This is a genomic window from Mesorhizobium calcicola, assembly GCF_042682105.1.
Classification (GTDB): Bacteria; Pseudomonadota; Alphaproteobacteria; order Rhizobiales; family Rhizobiaceae; genus Mesorhizobium; species Mesorhizobium calcicola.
On the sequence record NZ_JBHUGY010000017.1, the window covers coordinates 80,549 to 95,823 of the forward strand.

14 protein-coding genes are annotated in these 15,275 nt (G+C 63.4%); 11 read left to right on the plus strand and 3 right to left on the minus strand.

Annotated elements, in window-relative coordinates:
- Nucleotides 1-5 precede the first annotated feature (5 nt).
- The 9 genes from ACFSQT_RS10190 to ACFSQT_RS10230 all read left to right on the plus strand — a co-directional run bounded on the left by ACFSQT_RS10190 (nt 6) and on the right by ACFSQT_RS10230 (nt 11,209).
- On the plus strand, nt 6-1,358 hold the full coding sequence (locus tag ACFSQT_RS10190) for a radical SAM protein (protein ID WP_379018182.1): 1,353 nt from the start codon (nt 6-8) through the stop codon (nt 1,356-1,358).
- Between the two features lie 3 nt (nt 1,359-1,361).
- Entirely contained in the window at nt 1,362-3,683 is a 2,322-nt protein-coding gene (locus tag ACFSQT_RS10195; protein WP_379018183.1) for a TOMM precursor leader peptide-binding protein, read from the plus strand.
- A gap of 37 nt (nt 3,684-3,720) precedes the next feature.
- Complete coding sequence (locus tag ACFSQT_RS10200) at nt 3,721-4,701, plus strand: SagB family peptide dehydrogenase (protein WP_379018184.1); 981 nt, start codon at nt 3,721-3,723, stop codon at nt 4,699-4,701.
- Nucleotides 4,702-4,815: 114 nt separating this feature from the next.
- Nucleotides 4,816-7,902 (plus strand): excinuclease ABC subunit UvrB, encoded by a 3,087-nt coding sequence (gene uvrB, locus ACFSQT_RS10205; protein WP_379018185.1) that lies wholly within the window; start codon nt 4,816-4,818, stop codon nt 7,900-7,902.
- Between the two features lie 100 nt (nt 7,903-8,002).
- On the plus strand, nt 8,003-8,338 hold the full coding sequence (locus ACFSQT_RS10210) for a hypothetical protein (RefSeq protein WP_379018186.1): 336 nt from the start codon (nt 8,003-8,005) through the stop codon (nt 8,336-8,338).
- A gap of 322 nt (nt 8,339-8,660) precedes the next feature.
- Nucleotides 8,661-10,187, plus strand: a complete 1,527-nt coding sequence (locus ACFSQT_RS10215) for an ABC-F family ATP-binding cassette domain-containing protein (RefSeq protein ID WP_379018187.1) — start codon at nt 8,661-8,663, stop codon at nt 10,185-10,187.
- A 112-nt stretch (nt 10,188-10,299) separates the two neighbouring features.
- The gene (locus tag ACFSQT_RS10220) at nt 10,300-10,578 is read left to right on the plus strand and encodes a type II toxin-antitoxin system RelE/ParE family toxin (protein ID WP_379018188.1); all 279 of its coding nucleotides are present in this window, start codon (nt 10,300-10,302) and stop codon (nt 10,576-10,578) included.
- A 27-nt stretch (nt 10,579-10,605) separates the two neighbouring features.
- A complete protein-coding gene (locus tag ACFSQT_RS10225) occupies nt 10,606-10,914 on the plus strand; it encodes a HigA family addiction module antitoxin (RefSeq protein ID WP_379018189.1) in 309 nt (102 codons plus the stop codon).
- Nucleotides 10,915-11,050: 136 nt separating this feature from the next.
- Nucleotides 11,051-11,209, plus strand: coding sequence for a hypothetical protein (locus ACFSQT_RS10230; protein ID WP_379018190.1), 159 nt, complete (start codon nt 11,051-11,053; stop codon nt 11,207-11,209).
- 26 nt (nt 11,210-11,235) lie between these two features.
- Here ACFSQT_RS10230 and ACFSQT_RS10235 read toward each other — a convergent pair whose 3' ends face one another.
- Entirely contained in the window at nt 11,236-11,850 is a 615-nt protein-coding gene (locus ACFSQT_RS10235) for a glutathione S-transferase family protein (RefSeq protein ID WP_379018191.1), read from the minus strand.
- Between the two features lie 216 nt (nt 11,851-12,066).
- Here ACFSQT_RS10235 and ACFSQT_RS10240 point away from each other — a divergent pair, with 216 nt between their 5' ends.
- Both ACFSQT_RS10240 and ACFSQT_RS10245 read left to right on the plus strand, forming a co-directional pair.
- Nucleotides 12,067-12,489, plus strand: coding sequence for a VOC family protein (locus ACFSQT_RS10240; protein WP_379018192.1), 423 nt, complete (start codon nt 12,067-12,069; stop codon nt 12,487-12,489).
- A 99-nt stretch (nt 12,490-12,588) separates the two neighbouring features.
- Nucleotides 12,589-12,942 carry a DUF1428 domain-containing protein gene (locus ACFSQT_RS10245; protein ID WP_379018193.1) on the plus strand — a complete coding sequence of 118 codons (354 nt, stop codon included), beginning with the start codon at nt 12,589-12,591 and terminating at the stop codon, nt 12,940-12,942.
- 222 nt (nt 12,943-13,164) lie between these two features.
- Here the strand turns inward: ACFSQT_RS10245 and ACFSQT_RS10250 are convergent, their stop codons facing one another.
- Both ACFSQT_RS10250 and ACFSQT_RS10255 read right to left on the minus strand, forming a co-directional pair.
- Nucleotides 13,165-14,799 (minus strand): tetratricopeptide repeat-containing sulfotransferase family protein, encoded by a 1,635-nt coding sequence (locus tag ACFSQT_RS10250; protein WP_379018194.1) that lies wholly within the window; start codon nt 14,797-14,799, stop codon nt 13,165-13,167.
- A 179-nt stretch (nt 14,800-14,978) separates the two neighbouring features.
- Complete coding sequence (locus ACFSQT_RS10255) at nt 14,979-15,197, minus strand: hypothetical protein (protein WP_379018195.1); 219 nt, start codon at nt 15,195-15,197, stop codon at nt 14,979-14,981.
- Nucleotides 15,198-15,275: the final 78 nt, after the last annotated feature.

A 15,275-nucleotide genomic window follows, 5' to 3' on the forward strand; every position in this document is an offset into this window, starting at 1 on the left:
GTTCGATGCCCGAGAGCCTCGAACTCTCCCACTATCATGTTGTCAGCCCGCGCTTCGTGGATGAGCGGGCTCAGGCAGCGAGGCGCGTGGTATTCGCCACGCGCACCGCTGAAGTTCGCGTTCTTGACGACAATCTATGGCAACAGATCGGAGCCGGCCGCATTTCGGAAATCGACTCGACCATCGTTGAGGATCTCGCAGGGATCAAGCTGCTGGTCGCCGCCGGCGAGAACGAGCTCGCGAGCATTGTAAACCAGAACAACGCCGCGATCGACCGCAACCCGGTTCTGTCGCTTGTGGTATGTCCCACGGCCGCCTGCCAGCTTGGATGCCCCTATTGTGGTCAGGAGCATACCAATCGCTGGCTTGCCGAGCACCATCAGACCGCTTTCCTTGCCATCGCCGAGAACAAGCTTCGCGCCGGTTCGTACCGCGCTGTACAGCTGTGCTGGTTTGGAGCCGAGCCTCTGCTTGGCATGAAGGTCATACGTGCCTTTACACCCAGGATTCGCCGGCTGGCGGAACAGTATGGCTGCAAGTACACAAGCCGCATCATAACCAACGGCCTGGCGCTGACCTCTGATCGGGCGACCGAACTCGTCAAGGAATACTCCGTCAGCAACATCGATCTGACACTTGACGGTGTAGCCGCCCTCCACAACGAACGCCGCTCCATGAAGAACGGACGGCCGACCTTCGATCGCATTTTCCAAAACCTCGTCGCGCTGGCAAGCCGGGATGACCTCGACGTCGAGATCAAACTGCGGACCAATGTCGATGCTTCGAACTGGCAAGCGGTGTCACCGCTCATCCGCATGCTGGCTGATGCCGGCGTGCAGCACCGGATCGGCTACTACGTTGCACCCATCCACTCATGGGGAAATGATGCCGACAAGGCGTCGCTGCCACGGGAAGAGTTTGCCAGCCACGAGATAGAGTGGTTCGCCGAAATGATGCTGAACGGTTTTGACGTTGGGCTCATCCCGCCAAGGAAGCCTATTGTCTGCCTTGCGGTGCAGCATGACGGCATGCTGGTCGATGCATCTGGAGGGCTGTTCAACTGCACCGAGGCACCATACGTCCCGACCCATCAGGACGACAGTTTGCAAACCGGCGATGTCACCGAGGGCGAAAACCGGTCGGCCCGCCAGAAGCTTGGCGATTTCAACACCCATGTCGCTGCGGGCAAATATCCGTGCTCGACTTGCCGGATGCTGCCTGTGTGTGGAGGTGCGTGCCCGAAAGGCTGGCTCGAGGGTTGGCGTCCATGTCCCAGTGCCCTCGACAACATGCCCGACCGATTGCTGCTCGCCTACGTGTCGTCGATCAGGAGCGAGCCGGCGGCGATGGCCAGCTGACTCATGCCGACACGTCCGGATCGCTACAAGCTGGTTCCTTCGGCCTGCATAGAATGCACGAGCGACGGTGCGATCCTGCATTCGACCTTCGGCGACCTGCTCTTGCCCGGAAAGGACGCAAGCCGCTTCGTCGAGAGCATCCTGCCTTTTCTCGACGGCGTGGCCGAATGGCGCGACGCCGAAGAGGCGATCGGCGCCGGCAATGCCTCCAACCTGCAAGGCTTGCTCGGCTTGCTTGAACGCCACGGCATTGTCGAGCCATTGGGGCAGGACAATGGGCCATGCGCGCAACAGAGGCGATTCCTTGCCTTCTGCGACGAGGCTGGCGCCGAAGGCAAGCTGCGGCGTGCGCGCGTGCTCGTCGTTGGATCCGAGCCCTGGGTCACCAACGCGGTGACCGAATTGGCGACATCCGGTATCGGCGGCATTCACTTCCTCGACGACGAGGCCAACGCACCGCAACGCGAATTGTCCAGACGTCTGGCGGCTGCAGCGCCCTCGTGCAAGGTTTCGGCGGGCGCCGAATTGGCGGGCGACGGATGGGATCTCGTCCTGGGCGGCCTCTCGCCGTTCGCGATTGCCCGCCAGCGCGAGCTTGCCCGTTTTATCGCCGCACGGAAGCTGACGGCGCTGTTTGCATCGCTGCAGGGCTCGGAGGCGGTTCTGGGTCCAGCCGTGGTTGATGGTCGGCCGCCTTGCTGGGATTGCTGCCGGCATCGGCTGCTGGCGAACGTGCCGGAGCCATGGACAGTGCATCGCATCCATCGCCGGGCCCAGATTGGGTCCGGATTCGATGGTCAGCGCGCCGCGCTGGCGCCGATGAACGGTCTGATTGGCCATGCCGCGGCGCTCTGGGCAATTCAGCTCCTGGGTTTCTCCCGGCGCGATGAGCTGAGCCGACAGCTGGTCGTCCAGAACCTGCTCACCCTCTCGACCACGCGGCATCAGGTCGTGCCGCTGCCATGGTGCGAGCTGTGTGGCGGCGCTGCCCATGCAAACGTGCCATCTGTCGACTGGGACGGACTGGCCTCGGCCGAAAACGGTGGACAGGCACGGGATCTGGCTCAGGGCTGGGTCGATTCGAGGACCGGCATCCTCCCCGCCCTGCGCGCCAGGGAGAGGACGGTCGCCAGGGGATCGCTTCCATACACGGCGCACGGCACGCTTGCCGCTTATTCGGACGCAAAGGCCACGACCGGCTTTAGCCGCCCCTACGACGGCCCCCTGGAGGCGATCGGAGGCAAGGGGATGACACGCGGCGAGGCGCTGGTCGGCGCTCTCGCAGAAGGGCTTGAACGATATTCCGCCACCCGTGTCCGAGACGACATCGTGACGGTGGCCCACATCGACGGGCTTGTGGGAGAGCGCCTCGATCCTCGCCGCATGGCGTTGTACGAGGACCAGCAGTACGACAGCGTCGGGTTTCCATTTGTCCGGTTCGCCCCGGAGCGCCCGCATCAGTGGATTGCAGCGCGCTGGGCCGATACGGGGGAACACGTTTGGGCCCCTGCCCGGCTCGCCTTCTACAGCGAAATCGATGACCGCTTCGCTCAGGTGACGTCCAGCGGCCTGGCGGCCGGGCGGGATTTCGAGGATGCCGGTCGTCGCGCCCTGTTCGAGCTGGTGGAACGCGATGCATTCATGGTGACATGGCTGTGTCGCCTGCCAGCGGCCCGCCTCGTCCTCGGCAACGAATGCGATCCGGATACCAGCGAGGTCGTTCGTGGCCTGGAGGCACTCGGCGCCGAGGTCCGGTTCCATCTGCTCGATGTCGGCTCGGGCATCCCGGTCGTGCTCTCGCTTGCGTTCGGCGATGGCCAGGAGTGGCCGGGCGTAACCGTCGCGCTTGGTGCGCACCAATCCGTCAGGCGCGCGCTCCGTGCGGCGGCTTTGGAGCAGGGATTTTCAGGGCCTTATATCCGCGAGACAATGCAGTCTGGCTCACAGCGGATACCGGACGAACCGGCACAGGTAACGTCCTTCCTTGATCACGCGCTGTACTACGTGCCGCGGCATCGTGCGGCCGCGCTGGGGTTCCTCGATGTCGGCGCACCACCGCCTGTTTGCCTCGCCGACATGCCTGACGAAGGCAACGAAGTGACGCTTGTCGACTGTGCTGCCGCGCTGCGTGGGCGGGGCATCCGCGTCGCACTTGCCGACGTGACGGCGCCTGATGTGGCAACGAGCGGCCTGCACGTGGTGCGGGCGCTGGCCGAGGGGGCGCAGCCACTCCATTGTGGATATGGGCGCGAGCGCGCTGCCAATCCCAGGCTGGAGCGATTCCGCACGGGCGCGCTCAATCGCGACGTCCATCCGATGTGCTGATGCCATGGATACGCAGCCGCGGTATCGGCGATCGCCATTGCTGGCCCTCGAATGGATCGGACAGCAAGCAGTGCTTGCGATTGGCTCGACGGGTGAGCGGCGCCCCATTGACCCTGTCCTCGTCGGATTGCTGGCAAGGCTCGGAGAATGGGCAGCCCGGGAAGAACTTCGCCAGGAGGGCATCGATATTTCGGTGGATTCGCTTGACACGCTCGTTCAGCTTGGTGTGCTCGAAACATCGCCGGGCGAGAACCGCGCAACGGCATGCGGTTGGCACCCCTTTGACCTCGACGTGCTGCAAATCCAGTCGATCGGCGGGGTCGCACCCCGGACAAAACCGCCGCCGCCGCCGTTCCGGCCGGCGTTCGAGGGCCGGCGCATCGAACTTCCGCGAGGCGCGTTGCCGGCAATGACGCTTGCCGAGGCGCTGTCGCGGCGGCGCAGTCTCCGGCGATATGGAGCAAGGCCGCTGTCCCTCGCGGACGTTGGCGTTCTGCTGGAGCATGCGGCTCGCGTGGTCGCCATCCAGACGGACTCGAATCTTGGGGAGATTGTCTATCGGCCTTACGCTGCCGCCGGCGCGCGCTCCGAACTTGAATTGTACGTCATGGCGAACCGCATCGAGCATGTCGTACCCGGCCTTTATCACTACGAGGCACGCGAGCACCGCATGATCCACATTCGGGCGCATGACAAGGGCGGGGCCGCGCTCAACGCGTGGCTCAACGATGCGATGGGGCAAACCCGGAAAGGCGAGCCGCAGCTTGTGCTCGTGATTGCCGCCGTCCTGGAACGGCTGTTCTGGAAGTATGGACGCTTCGGCCTGACCCTTGCCTATCAGGATGTGGGCTGTCTCTACCAAACGCTCTATTTGCTCGCGACGGCCCTGGGACTAAGCCCTTGCGCTGTCGGAGCCGGACGGGCGCGGGAGACGGCGAAATGGCTCGGGGTCGACGAACTCACGGAGACGCCTATTGGCTACTTCGTCGTTGGGGTTCCCGAAGCCGATCTCGCCTGAGCCGCACCGCCATGCCGGATCTCCTGACAGCCTTCTGTCAGGAGCCGCATCCGGCGAAGCGCCTCGCTTCATCCCACTCTTTCCATTTTGGCCAGGAAATCCCATATTCGCGGCATGGCCAAATCCCCCGATGAAAAAACGCCGCCGACGGCGAATGACGACCGCGCCGCGCCGAAGCGGCGCAGCCCGCTGACCGATTTCCTCGACGCCTCGGAACCGCTGCACAAGGGCGGCTTCGCCGAGATGCCGCAGGCCGAACTGTCGGGCACGCCGCTGACCGGTTCGATCGCCGATTGGGCCGAGCAGATCGAGCAGGAGGCCGAAAAGGAAGGCCGCCTTGCCGGCAAGGGCGATGGCGGCAAATCGCCGAAGGCGGCGAAAAAGATTCCCGAGCGCTCGACCTCCCCCGGCCGCACCGTGCGCGGCACCTCGATGGGTGGCGCGGCGACAGCCAGGGAGCGCACCGCAGCCGGCCTCAATCCGGTCGCCGGGCTCGACATCTCGCTGGAAGACGCCGAGACGATGGCCGCCGGCAGCGTCACCGCGACGGTGGCCGCGCTGTCGGCGCTGATCGAATCCGGCAATCCGCTGCACAAGGACGGCGTGCTGTGGACACCGCACCGTCCTGCCCGCCCGGAAAAATCCGAAGGCGGCATCGCCATCAAGATGGTGTCCGACTTCGAGCCGGCTGGCGACCAGCCGACGGCGATCAAGGACCTGGTCGAAGGCGTCGACAACAACGACCGCACCCAGGTGCTGCTCGGTGTCACCGGCTCCGGAAAGACCTTCACCATGGCCAAGGTGATCGAGCAGACGCAGCGCCCGGCTCTGATCCTGGCGCCGAACAAGACGCTGGCCGCGCAGCTCTACTCCGAGTTCAAGAAATTCTTTCCTGACAACGCGGTGGAGTATTTCGTCTCCTATTACGACTACTACCAGCCGGAGGCCTACGTCCCGCGCACCGACACCTTCATCGAGAAGGAATCCTCGATCAACGAACAGATCGACCGCATGCGCCATTCGGCGACGCGCTCGCTGCTCGAACGCGACGACGTCATCATCGTCGCCTCGGTGTCCTGCATCTACGGTATCGGCTCAGTCGAGACCTATACGGCGATGACCTTCCAGATGCAGATCGGCGACCGGCTCGACCAGCGCGCGCTGCTCGCCGATCTCGTCGCCCAGCAATACAAGCGCCAGGACATCAATTTCGTCCGCGGCTCGTTCCGGGTGCGTGGCGACACGATCGAGATCTTCCCCGCCCACCTGGAAGACCGCGCCTGGCGCATCTCGATGTTCGGCGACGAGATCGAGCAGATCACCGAGTTCGACCCGCTGACCGGCCAGAAGACCGGCGAGTTGAAGAGCGTCAAGATCTACGCCAACTCGCACTATGTGACGCCGCGCCCGACCCTCAACCAGGCAATCAAGTCGATCAAGGAAGAACTCAAGCACCGGCTGGTGGAACTCGAGCGCGCCGGCCGCCTGCTGGAGGCACAGCGGCTTGAACAGCGCTGCCGCTTCGACCTAGAGATGCTCGAAGCCACCGGCTCCTGCGCCGGCATCGAGAATTATTCGCGCTATCTCACCGGCCGCCAGCCGGGTGATCCGCCACCGACCCTGTTCGAGTACATTCCCGACAACGCGCTGGTCTTTATCGACGAAAGCCACGTCACCGTACCGCAGATCGGCGGCATGTATCGTGGCGATTTTCGCCGCAAGGCGACGCTGGCGGAGTATGGTTTCCGTCTGCCGTCCTGCATGGACAACCGGCCGCTGCGCTTCGAGGAATGGGACGCCATGCGGCCGCTTTCCGTTGCCGTCTCGGCGACACCCGGCGGCTGGGAGATGGAACAGGCCGGCGGCGTCTTTGCCGAACAGGTCATCCGCCCGACCGGCCTGATCGATCCGCCGGTCGAGGTGCGCCCGGCCAAGAGCCAGGTCGACGATGTCGTCGGCGAGATCCGCGACACCACCAAGGCCGGCTACCGCACGCTGGTCACGGTTTTGACAAAGCGCATGGCCGAGGACCTGACCGAGTATCTGCACGAACAGGGTGTGCGCGTCCGCTACATGCACTCCGACATCGACACGCTGGAGCGCATCGAGATCCTGCGCGACCTGCGGCTCGGCGCCTTCGACGTGCTGGTCGGCATCAACCTTTTGCGCGAGGGGCTCGACATTCCCGAATGCGGCTTCGTCGCCATTCTCGATGCCGACAAGGAAGGTTTCCTGCGCTCGGAAACCTCGCTGATCCAGACCATCGGCCGCGCCGCCCGCAACGTCGACGGCAAGGTCATCCTCTACGCCGACCAGGTCACCGGCTCGATGGAGCGGGCGATGGCCGAGACCAGCCGCCGCCGCGAGAAGCAGGTGGAGTGGAACGAGGCCAACGGCATCACCCCGGAATCGGTCAAGTCGCGCATCTCCGACATCCTGGATTCGGTCTACGAGAAGGACCATGTTCGCGCCGACATCTCGCAGTTCACCGACAGCGCCGGTGCGATGATGGGCAACAATCTCAAGGCCCATCTCGACGCCTTGGACAAGCAGATGCGCGACGCCGCCGCCAATCTCGATTTCGAGAAGGCAGCCCGCATCCGCGACGAGATAAAAAGGCTGCGCGAGATGGAACTGTCGATCTCCGAAGACCCGCTGGCGCGCGAGATGGAAGGCCAAAGCCCCGCCTCGGGCCGCGAAAAGGGCAAGCACAACAAGGGCGTGGCCAAACATCGTACGACCGAGGAACAGGAGCGCTTCCGCAAGCTCGACGAAGCACGTGCCGCCGAAGAGGCGGCCAGGGCTGCCCGGCCCAACCTCTTCCGCAAGCCGGCACTCGACGCGATGGGAGCCGGCGGCGCCGTGCCGGTGAAGAAGCCGCTGTTTTCCAAGCCGTCGCTCGACGCCATGGGTCCAGGCACCGACATGCCGACGCCAGCTGGCGCCGTGCCGCGGTCGCTGTTCAAGAAGCAGTCGGCCGAGCAAGCGCACGGCTCGGACTTCGGCATTCCGGGCGACGCCAACAAGCCGCTGTTCAAGAAGAACTCGCTCGACGAGATGACCGTGCGGCGGACCGAAACACCGATCGAGGGCGACAAGCCGGTCAAGCGCGAGCGCGCCGGCATCGGCTCCTACGAGAACCCCGGCGACGCCCGCCGCGAAAAGAGGCGGCCGGGCAAGACAGGCAGGCCTGGACGGTAGGGCGCCCCTTTCCTTCTCCCCTTGCGGAGAAGGCTGATCGGCGCGCAGCTACCTACAGACGTCCGTTGCAGACCTCCAGCACCAGCGCTTAGAATGCGCAATGGTCGTCGTTCGCAAACTCGATGAAGAAGAGTTCAAGGCTTGCTTCATTGAGCCAATGACGGATGTCACGGCCACGGCCGATGCTGCAGTCGACATATGGCCGTATGTCGACGCGCTGAATCTGGACGAAGTCGGCGTGCCGTATTTAAACGACGTTCGCCATGTCTACCGAGACGCGCAGAACCGATTTGACCAAGTGCTGATTGGCACCGGTCGTTTCAACGCTCTTTTGGTTATTGTTGTCGATTTGAACGGAAAGATAGTCTTCGGCCACATCCTGCTCGACCTGAACAAAGAATACAACGTGAGTGGCGGTGACTTGCGGGTTGTTTGATCCTCGATTTTCTGCCCCGACCACACGCGTCGAACACCTCCTCTTGCCACCATCCCCGCCTTTGGTGTAATCGCTCCCCACACTCGAACGTCTCGAAAGGAGGGCTCAAATGTTTACGTTTTTTCGTCACCATCGTCAGCGTGGCCCGATTTCTGCCCTGCGAGCTTGCTTGCAGGGCTGACCAGGGACGGTCCGGGTTTTTCCCGCTTCGATTTTTTGGTCTGCCCTTCGTGGTGCCGCAACGCCGAGCCTGATGGCCAGCACGCGCACCGTCAAAGTGCATGGAACCGGACTTGATTCCGGCAAGACCAGAGAAATCACAATGGCCCTGATCAGCCTCAAATCCCTCGGCGTCACCATGAGTGCGCCGCTCTTTGCCAATCTCGACCTCACCATCGGCAGCGGCGACCGGCTCGGCATCGTTGCCGCCAACGGCCGCGGCAAGTCGACCTTGCTCAGATGCCTGACCGGCGAGATGGAACCGACCTTTGGCGACATCACCCGCACGCGCGGCCTGCGCCTCGGCCATGTCGAACAGTCCGTTGCACCTGCCCTTCTCGGCCGCAGCTTCCATCAGGTGGTGGCCGATGCCTTGCCGCTCGAGCAGGCCGAAAGCGAGCTGTGGCGGGTCGACGTCGTCCTGGATTCGCTCGACGTGCCGGAGGCGATGCGCGAACGGCAGATGCAAGCGCTGAGCGGCGGCTGGCAGAGGCTGGCGCTGATCGCCCGCGTCTGGGTCACCGATCCGGATGTGCTGTTGCTGGACGAGCCCACCAACCATCTCGATCTGGCCCGCATCAGCCAGCTCGAGGCCTGGCTGAACACGCTGCCGCGCGAGGTGCCGGTGGTGATCGCCAGTCACGACCGTGCCTTCCTCGACGCCACGACCAACCGGACCCTGTTCCTGCGCCCGGAACAGTCGCCGGTGTTCGCCCTGCCCTACTCCCGCGCAAGACAGGCGCTGGACGAGGTCGACGCCTCGACCGAGCGAAAATTCCAGCGCGACATGAAGGTGGCGCAGCAATTGCGCCGGCAGGCCGCCAAGCTCAACAACATCGGCATCAATTCGGGCAGCGACCTGTTGACGGTCAAGACCAAGCAGCTCAACCAGCGGGCCGAGCGTCTGGAAGAGGCGGCGAACCCGGCCCATCGCGAGAAATCGGCCGGCGCGATCAGGCTCGCCAATCGCGGCACCCACGCCAAGGTGCTGATCACGCTCGACGACGCGGCGGTGGAAACCCCTGATGGAACGCTGCTGTTCAGGACCGGCAAACGCCACATCTGCCAGGGCGATCGCATCGTCCTGCTCGGCCGCAACGGCTTCGGCAAGTCGCGCTTCGTCACCCTGATCCGCAACGCCATCCTCGAGCCTGAAACGGTGCGGAACGTGAAGGTGACGCCATCGACGGTGCTCGGCTACAGCGACCAGGCGCTGTCGGGCATCAGCGGCGACGACACGCCGCTGGCGATGGTCTCGCGCCGCTACGATGTCGGCGAGCAGCGCGCCCGCTCGCTGCTCGCCGGTGCCGGCGTCGGCATCGACATGCAGGAGCGCCGGATCGGCGTGCTGTCCGGCGGCCAGAAGGCGCGGCTGATGATGCTGGCGCTCCGGCTCGCCAATCCCAATTTCTATCTGCTCGACGAGCCGACCAACCATCTCGACATCGACGGCCAGGAAGCGCTGGAAACCGAGCTGCTGGCGCATCAGGCAAGCTGCGTGCTCGCCTCGCACGACCGCTCCTTCATCCGCGCCATCGGCAACCGCTTCTGGCTGATCGACAAGCGGCGGCTGACGGAGGTCGATGATCCCGAGGACTTCTTCCGCTTGGTGGCCGACGCGGGCGGCTGAGACGGCGGTCGGCGGAACTCCGGACTCGATGTACCGTGAAATAGCAACAGGGTCTGTAAATTATTCGCTTACAGAGCTCTTGATTTATGTAAGCAATCTGTTTACATGCGTCATGATCAAGTCCTTCAAGAACAAGGCGCTGTCGGACCTCTTTCAAACCGGAAAAACCGGCAAGATCGACGCCAAGATGCACAAGCGCATTCTTGTCCGGCTTGACCGCCTGGAAGCTTCGGAAAAGCCGGAGGAGATGAACCTCCCCGGCTTCGACTTCCACCAGCTGAAACGCTTCGACCCCATCCGCTACACGGTCCACATCAACGGCCCGTGGTGCATCACGTTTGAATTCGACGGCAAGGACGCCGCCCGCGTCGATTTCGAGCAATATCACTGAGGCGGCCAGATTGGAGAAGTTCGACTTATGACCGTGCACGAGCCGACGCGTCCGATTGAGCGTTGTCCCTCCCACCCGGGAGCGCTGCTTGAGGACATTATCCCGGCAACTGGAAAGACCAAGGTGGAAATTGCAAATCTGCTCGGGATCTCCCGGCAGCAGCTCTATGACATCATCCGCGAAAAGAAACCGGTTTCGCCGGCTGTGGCCGCCCGCCTTGGGAAGCTGTTCGGCGACGGCGCCGCGATCTGGCTGCGGATGCAGGCGGCTTTCGATGCCTGGCATGCAGAGCGTGAAGTTGATGTTTCAGCTATCCCGACACTCACGGTTGCGTAGGTCCGGCGACGAAATCTTCTTCGACCAAAAATCGGGTGCCGCGTAAAAATTCCGGCGGGTTGTCGGATAGCCTCAGCCTGCCTCGTCCTTGGGATGCCGACACGATGATGCCGGCGTCAACCAAGGAGAACTCATCATGTCAGTCCTGTCATCCATCGGTCGCATCGCAACCCGCTATGCGGCAGCGCGTGCTCGCCACCGCAGCGAACGCATCCTGCTTTCGCTGCCAGCCGCGCTGCGCAAGGATATCGGCTTTCCGGAAATCTTCGATGCGCAGAACAGCCGGCGTCATTGACGCCGGCTGCCAAAGGCGACCGTTGGTCAATCATGCGTATCGCCCGAAAGCAGCGTTGCCTGCATCGACGCGCGCTTTTCGAAAGCGTCGAACCAGCGCGTGAGCCGCGCCCGCGCGCGAAAAGGCGGAAGGTGACGGAACGCCATCCAGGACAGCGTGGTGGCCAGGGCTATATGGCCGACATGAAACAGCGCGTCATCGTCTAGCGCGCTTTCGATCCAATCGTAGCTGGCCTCGATCTTTTCACGATATCCTTCGGCAAGAGCACTGTAACGCAGCTGTTCGGGTCTCCTTTCCGTCTCCCAGCGCAACGCAATGCCCGTCTGCGCCAGGCCCTGGGCGACCGACTGCAGCCGCAACGCCTGCCAGCGCGCCTCGCCGTCTTGCGGCAGCAATTTGCGGCCGCCATGCAGTGTATCGAAGTAGGCGCAGATGACATCGGAGTCGAAGATCGGCGACGCATCGGGCCGCAACAGCACCGGTACTTTGCCGAGCGGATTTTCGGCGTAGACGCTGGCATTGTGCAAGGTTGGACTGGTCTCGTGATGAATGACCTCGAGCCGATCGGCAATGCCGACCTCGTGAGCGAAGACGAGCGCCTTGCGCGCGAAGGGCGAATGGGTCTGGTAGTAGAGGATCATTGTCGTCTCAGGGGTTGAGGAAGCCGCGGCCCACCAGTTCTAGCCTACGAACTGCGAGGATTGCGCTCTGATTGGAGCCCGCTGACGCAAGTTCATTTCACGACTTCCGTTCAGACCACCGGCTACCCGCGAAAATTTCGCGGCCCTGTAGGATTGCCGTCACCTCACGCGTCCTATGGTCTGCAAGGCCAACCCAAACGCAAAGAGGAGCAAGACATGACTGACCAGACCCCCGTTCAGCCCGCGCCGAAAGTTCTCGGCGGATTGACCCCCTATCTGCAGGTGGACGGCGCCTTCAAGGCGGCTGAATTCTATAAGAAGGCCTTCGGCGCCGAGCAGGTGTTTGCCTATCCGCCGGACGAAAAAGGCCGCACCATGCACATCCATCTCTACATCAACGGCTCGACGCTGATGCTGGGCGACGCCTATCCCGAGCACGGCCACCGGCACCAGAACCCGCAGGGCTACACCATGCAGCTGCATCTCCAGGACGACACCATCGAAACCTGGTGGAAGCGCGCCGTCGAGGCCGGCTGCGAGGAAGTGGTGCCGCTGCAGGTGATGTTCTGGGGCGACCGCTGGGGCCAGCTGCGTGACCCCTTTGGTGTTGCCTGGGCGATGAACGCCCCGGTGAAGTAACGAGCAGGGGTCGCCCGCCAATGGCAGGGCTGACGCGCTCACCGCGCCGGGTCGCATCCCCGCCGACCCGGCGCTCGGTTTTCAGCAAAGGAGTTCACCATGTCCTATGTCGATGGTTTCGTGCTTGCCGTGCCAAAGGCCAAACTCGACGACTACAAGAAGCTGGCCAACCTCGCAGGCCCCATATGGATGGAACACGGCGCGCTCGCCTATGTCGAATGCATCGGCGACGACGTGCCCTATGGCGAGCTGACCTCGTTTCCGCGTGCCGTTCAGGCAACTGACGACGAGATCGTCGTCTTCGCCTGGGCGGTCTATGAATCCAGGCAAAGCCGCGACACGGTGATGGCCAAGGTGATGGCCGACCCGCGTTTGACACCCGACTGGGGGCCCATGCCCTTCGATATGAAGCGCATGATCTCCGGCGGCTTCCGGCCCTTCATCGAGCTTTGAGCAACTGAGCCCCCACCGCTTCGTCATCCTATGGCGGAGCAAGGAGCGAAGCGACGCGGCGCAGACCGTAGGATCCATGCCGTGACGTTAACGCTTTGAAAACGGTGAAGAATTCTGCGCCACTGCATCCGTGATCGAGTTCACGGCATGGATCCTCGGGTCTTCGCGACACCGCTTCGTGGCTGCTCCGCCCGTGGATGACGAAGCTGAGGACCTCGCGCGCTAATCCAACTTGTCCAGCAGCGGCTTCAACCGATCGCCATAGCGCTTCCACAGATCGACCGAGCCCTGATACATCGGCTGGCGCACTTGCGCGGCGGACGCCGTGCGCACCGGCCGGTCGGTCTCGTGGAACGACAGCACCGCCTCGTCCCACGGCAGGCCGAGATGGGTGATGAGCGCCCGCGTCTGCCCTTCCTGGTCGGCGACGAAATCCTCGTAGCGCACATCATGCACCACGCCGGGCAGCACGGTATGCCAATGCGCCATGATGTCGGTGTAGAGATTGTGGAAATCGGCGAGTTCGCCGAGGTCGTAGCCGTAGCGATGGCTGTCGCCGCGGAAATGCACCTTGTAGATCGACAGGCACGTTGCCGCCGCGTCGCGCGCGCAATGGATGATCTTCGCCTTCGGCAGCATCAGATGCAGGAAGCCGACGAGCAGGAAATTGCCCGGCATCTTGTCGGTGACATGCTTGGAGCCGGGATAGCGGGCGTGCAGCATGTCGAGATAGGCTTCGCCGGCCTCGGCGAAAGCCTTGTCGGGCATGTCGGCGATCCCTGCCGGGAAGCCGCCCTTCATGGTCAACGGAAACTGCTTGCCGACCGCCGTCTTCAGGATGCTGAGCTCGCCGGCGCCATAGACCTGGGGATGGCTGGCGATGATCTGCTCGACCAGTGTCGTGCCGGAGCGCGGCATGCCGACGACGAAGATCGGCGTGTCGTCGCTAATTGAACTCGGCCGGTGCTTTTCGAAGAAGCCGGCATCGAAGGTTGCCTTCATCGCCTCGAATTCGGCGCGCGTCTTGGCCGCGTCGTACTCGATGCCCTTGCGGCGGATCGTATTGCCTTCGGCGAAATAGTCGAAGGCCCTGCCATAATCCTTCAGATCGTCATTGGCCTTGCCGAGGCCGAAGGACAGCTGCATGCGCGCCAGGCTGTCCTGCGGCGCCTTGGCGTGCTGAGCCTCCATGCTGATCAATTCTGCGTCGCGTTCCTTCTGCCGCTTGACCTGCGTCAGCATCAGCCAGGCTCTGGCCATGCCCGGGTCGACCGCCAGTGCCTGCCGGAACAGATCGGCCGCTTCATCAAGCTTGCCCTTCTCCATCAGCCCGACGCCCAGCCCATGCAGCAGCTCGGCGTCCTTCGGCCGGATGGTCAGCGCCTCGTGGAAGACGGCCAGCGCCTCATCCAGACGCCCGGCTTCCTGCAGCGTTTCGGCAAGCCCGATGCGCGCGCGAACATGGAACGGATTGCGCCCGACGGTGCCGCGATAGATGTCTTCAGCGCCTTCGAACTGGCCGAGCTGCTTCAAGGATGAGCCGAGATTGTCGCGCGCCGCCAGTTGGTCGGGCCGCAGCGTCACCGCCTTGCGGAAGCAGTCGACGGCAGCAGCGACCCGACCAAGGTCGCGCAGCACGGTGCCGAGATTGTTGTGAAAATCCGGATTGCCGGGCTGCAACCGCACCGACTGTTCGATGAGGCCCAGCCCTTCGGCGCTGCGCCCGGTCTGGTGCAGCAGCAGTCCCAGGAAATGCGCGGCGGCGGCGTGATTGGCCTTTTGCGCCAGCACCTGCCGGTAGATCGCCTCGGCCTCTTGCCGGCGCCCCGCCTGATGCAGTTGCAGCGCCTGCTGCACACGCTGGTCGAGCCCCAGCGGCGGTTGACCGCCTGAGCCTGAATTGGCGCCCGCCGCTCTTCTCTGATCTCGGTTGATGGGAAACCTGCCGTGTTTGTCCGCTTGTGGCGATCTAGGCCATCGGCACGGCGGGTTCAAGGCTTCGCTTGGTGTCTCGCCCTTCCGTCGCGTGGAAAAGATCAGATCAGGCGGTTGGTCTCGGCAACCTGCCTGGCCCGCCTCACGGTACCATCGGTATCGGCGATCGTTCGCCTTGCCGCCTCATCGCTTCTGATGGTCAGCCGTGCCGATTTGACGATCATCGGCTTGCCAGTCGGACCAACGGCAATGGCGTGTATGGGCTTGATGATCGGGTTGATCGCTACGGTCGTGCCTCTCGGGGTTCTAACGGAAAACATGGCTTTTGTCCTTTCGACAATAAATAAAATACAAGTGCCGGGAAAACCGCCCCAGCATAACCCCAAGCATTTTTTTAG

Coding starts and splice junctions, on each gene's coding strand:
- ACFSQT_RS10240 (WP_379018192.1), top strand. CDS start 12,067: ATGACTGACCAGACCCCCGTTCAGCCCGCGCCGAAAGTTCTCGGCGGA.
- ACFSQT_RS10210 (WP_379018186.1), top strand. CDS start 8,003: ATGGTCGTCGTTCGCAAACTCGATGAAGAAGAGTTCAAGGCTTGCTTC.
- ACFSQT_RS10245 (WP_379018193.1), top strand. CDS start 12,589: ATGTCCTATGTCGATGGTTTCGTGCTTGCCGTGCCAAAGGCCAAACTC.
- ACFSQT_RS10195 (WP_379018183.1), top strand. CDS start 1,362: ATGCCGACACGTCCGGATCGCTACAAGCTGGTTCCTTCGGCCTGCATA.
- ACFSQT_RS10230 (WP_379018190.1), top strand. CDS start 11,051: ATGTCAGTCCTGTCATCCATCGGTCGCATCGCAACCCGCTATGCGGCA.
- ACFSQT_RS10215 (WP_379018187.1), top strand. CDS start 8,661: ATGGCCCTGATCAGCCTCAAATCCCTCGGCGTCACCATGAGTGCGCCG.
- ACFSQT_RS10225 (WP_379018189.1), top strand. CDS start 10,606: ATGACCGTGCACGAGCCGACGCGTCCGATTGAGCGTTGTCCCTCCCAC.
- ACFSQT_RS10255 (WP_379018195.1), bottom strand. CDS start 15,197: ATGTTTTCCGTTAGAACCCCGAGAGGCACGACCGTAGCGATCAACCCG.
- ACFSQT_RS10235 (WP_379018191.1), bottom strand. CDS start 11,850: ATGATCCTCTACTACCAGACCCATTCGCCCTTCGCGCGCAAGGCGCTC.
- ACFSQT_RS10220 (WP_379018188.1), top strand. CDS start 10,300: ATGATCAAGTCCTTCAAGAACAAGGCGCTGTCGGACCTCTTTCAAACC.
- uvrB (WP_379018185.1), top strand. CDS start 4,816: ATGGCCAAATCCCCCGATGAAAAAACGCCGCCGACGGCGAATGACGAC.
- ACFSQT_RS10190 (WP_379018182.1), top strand. CDS start 6: ATGCCCGAGAGCCTCGAACTCTCCCACTATCATGTTGTCAGCCCGCGC.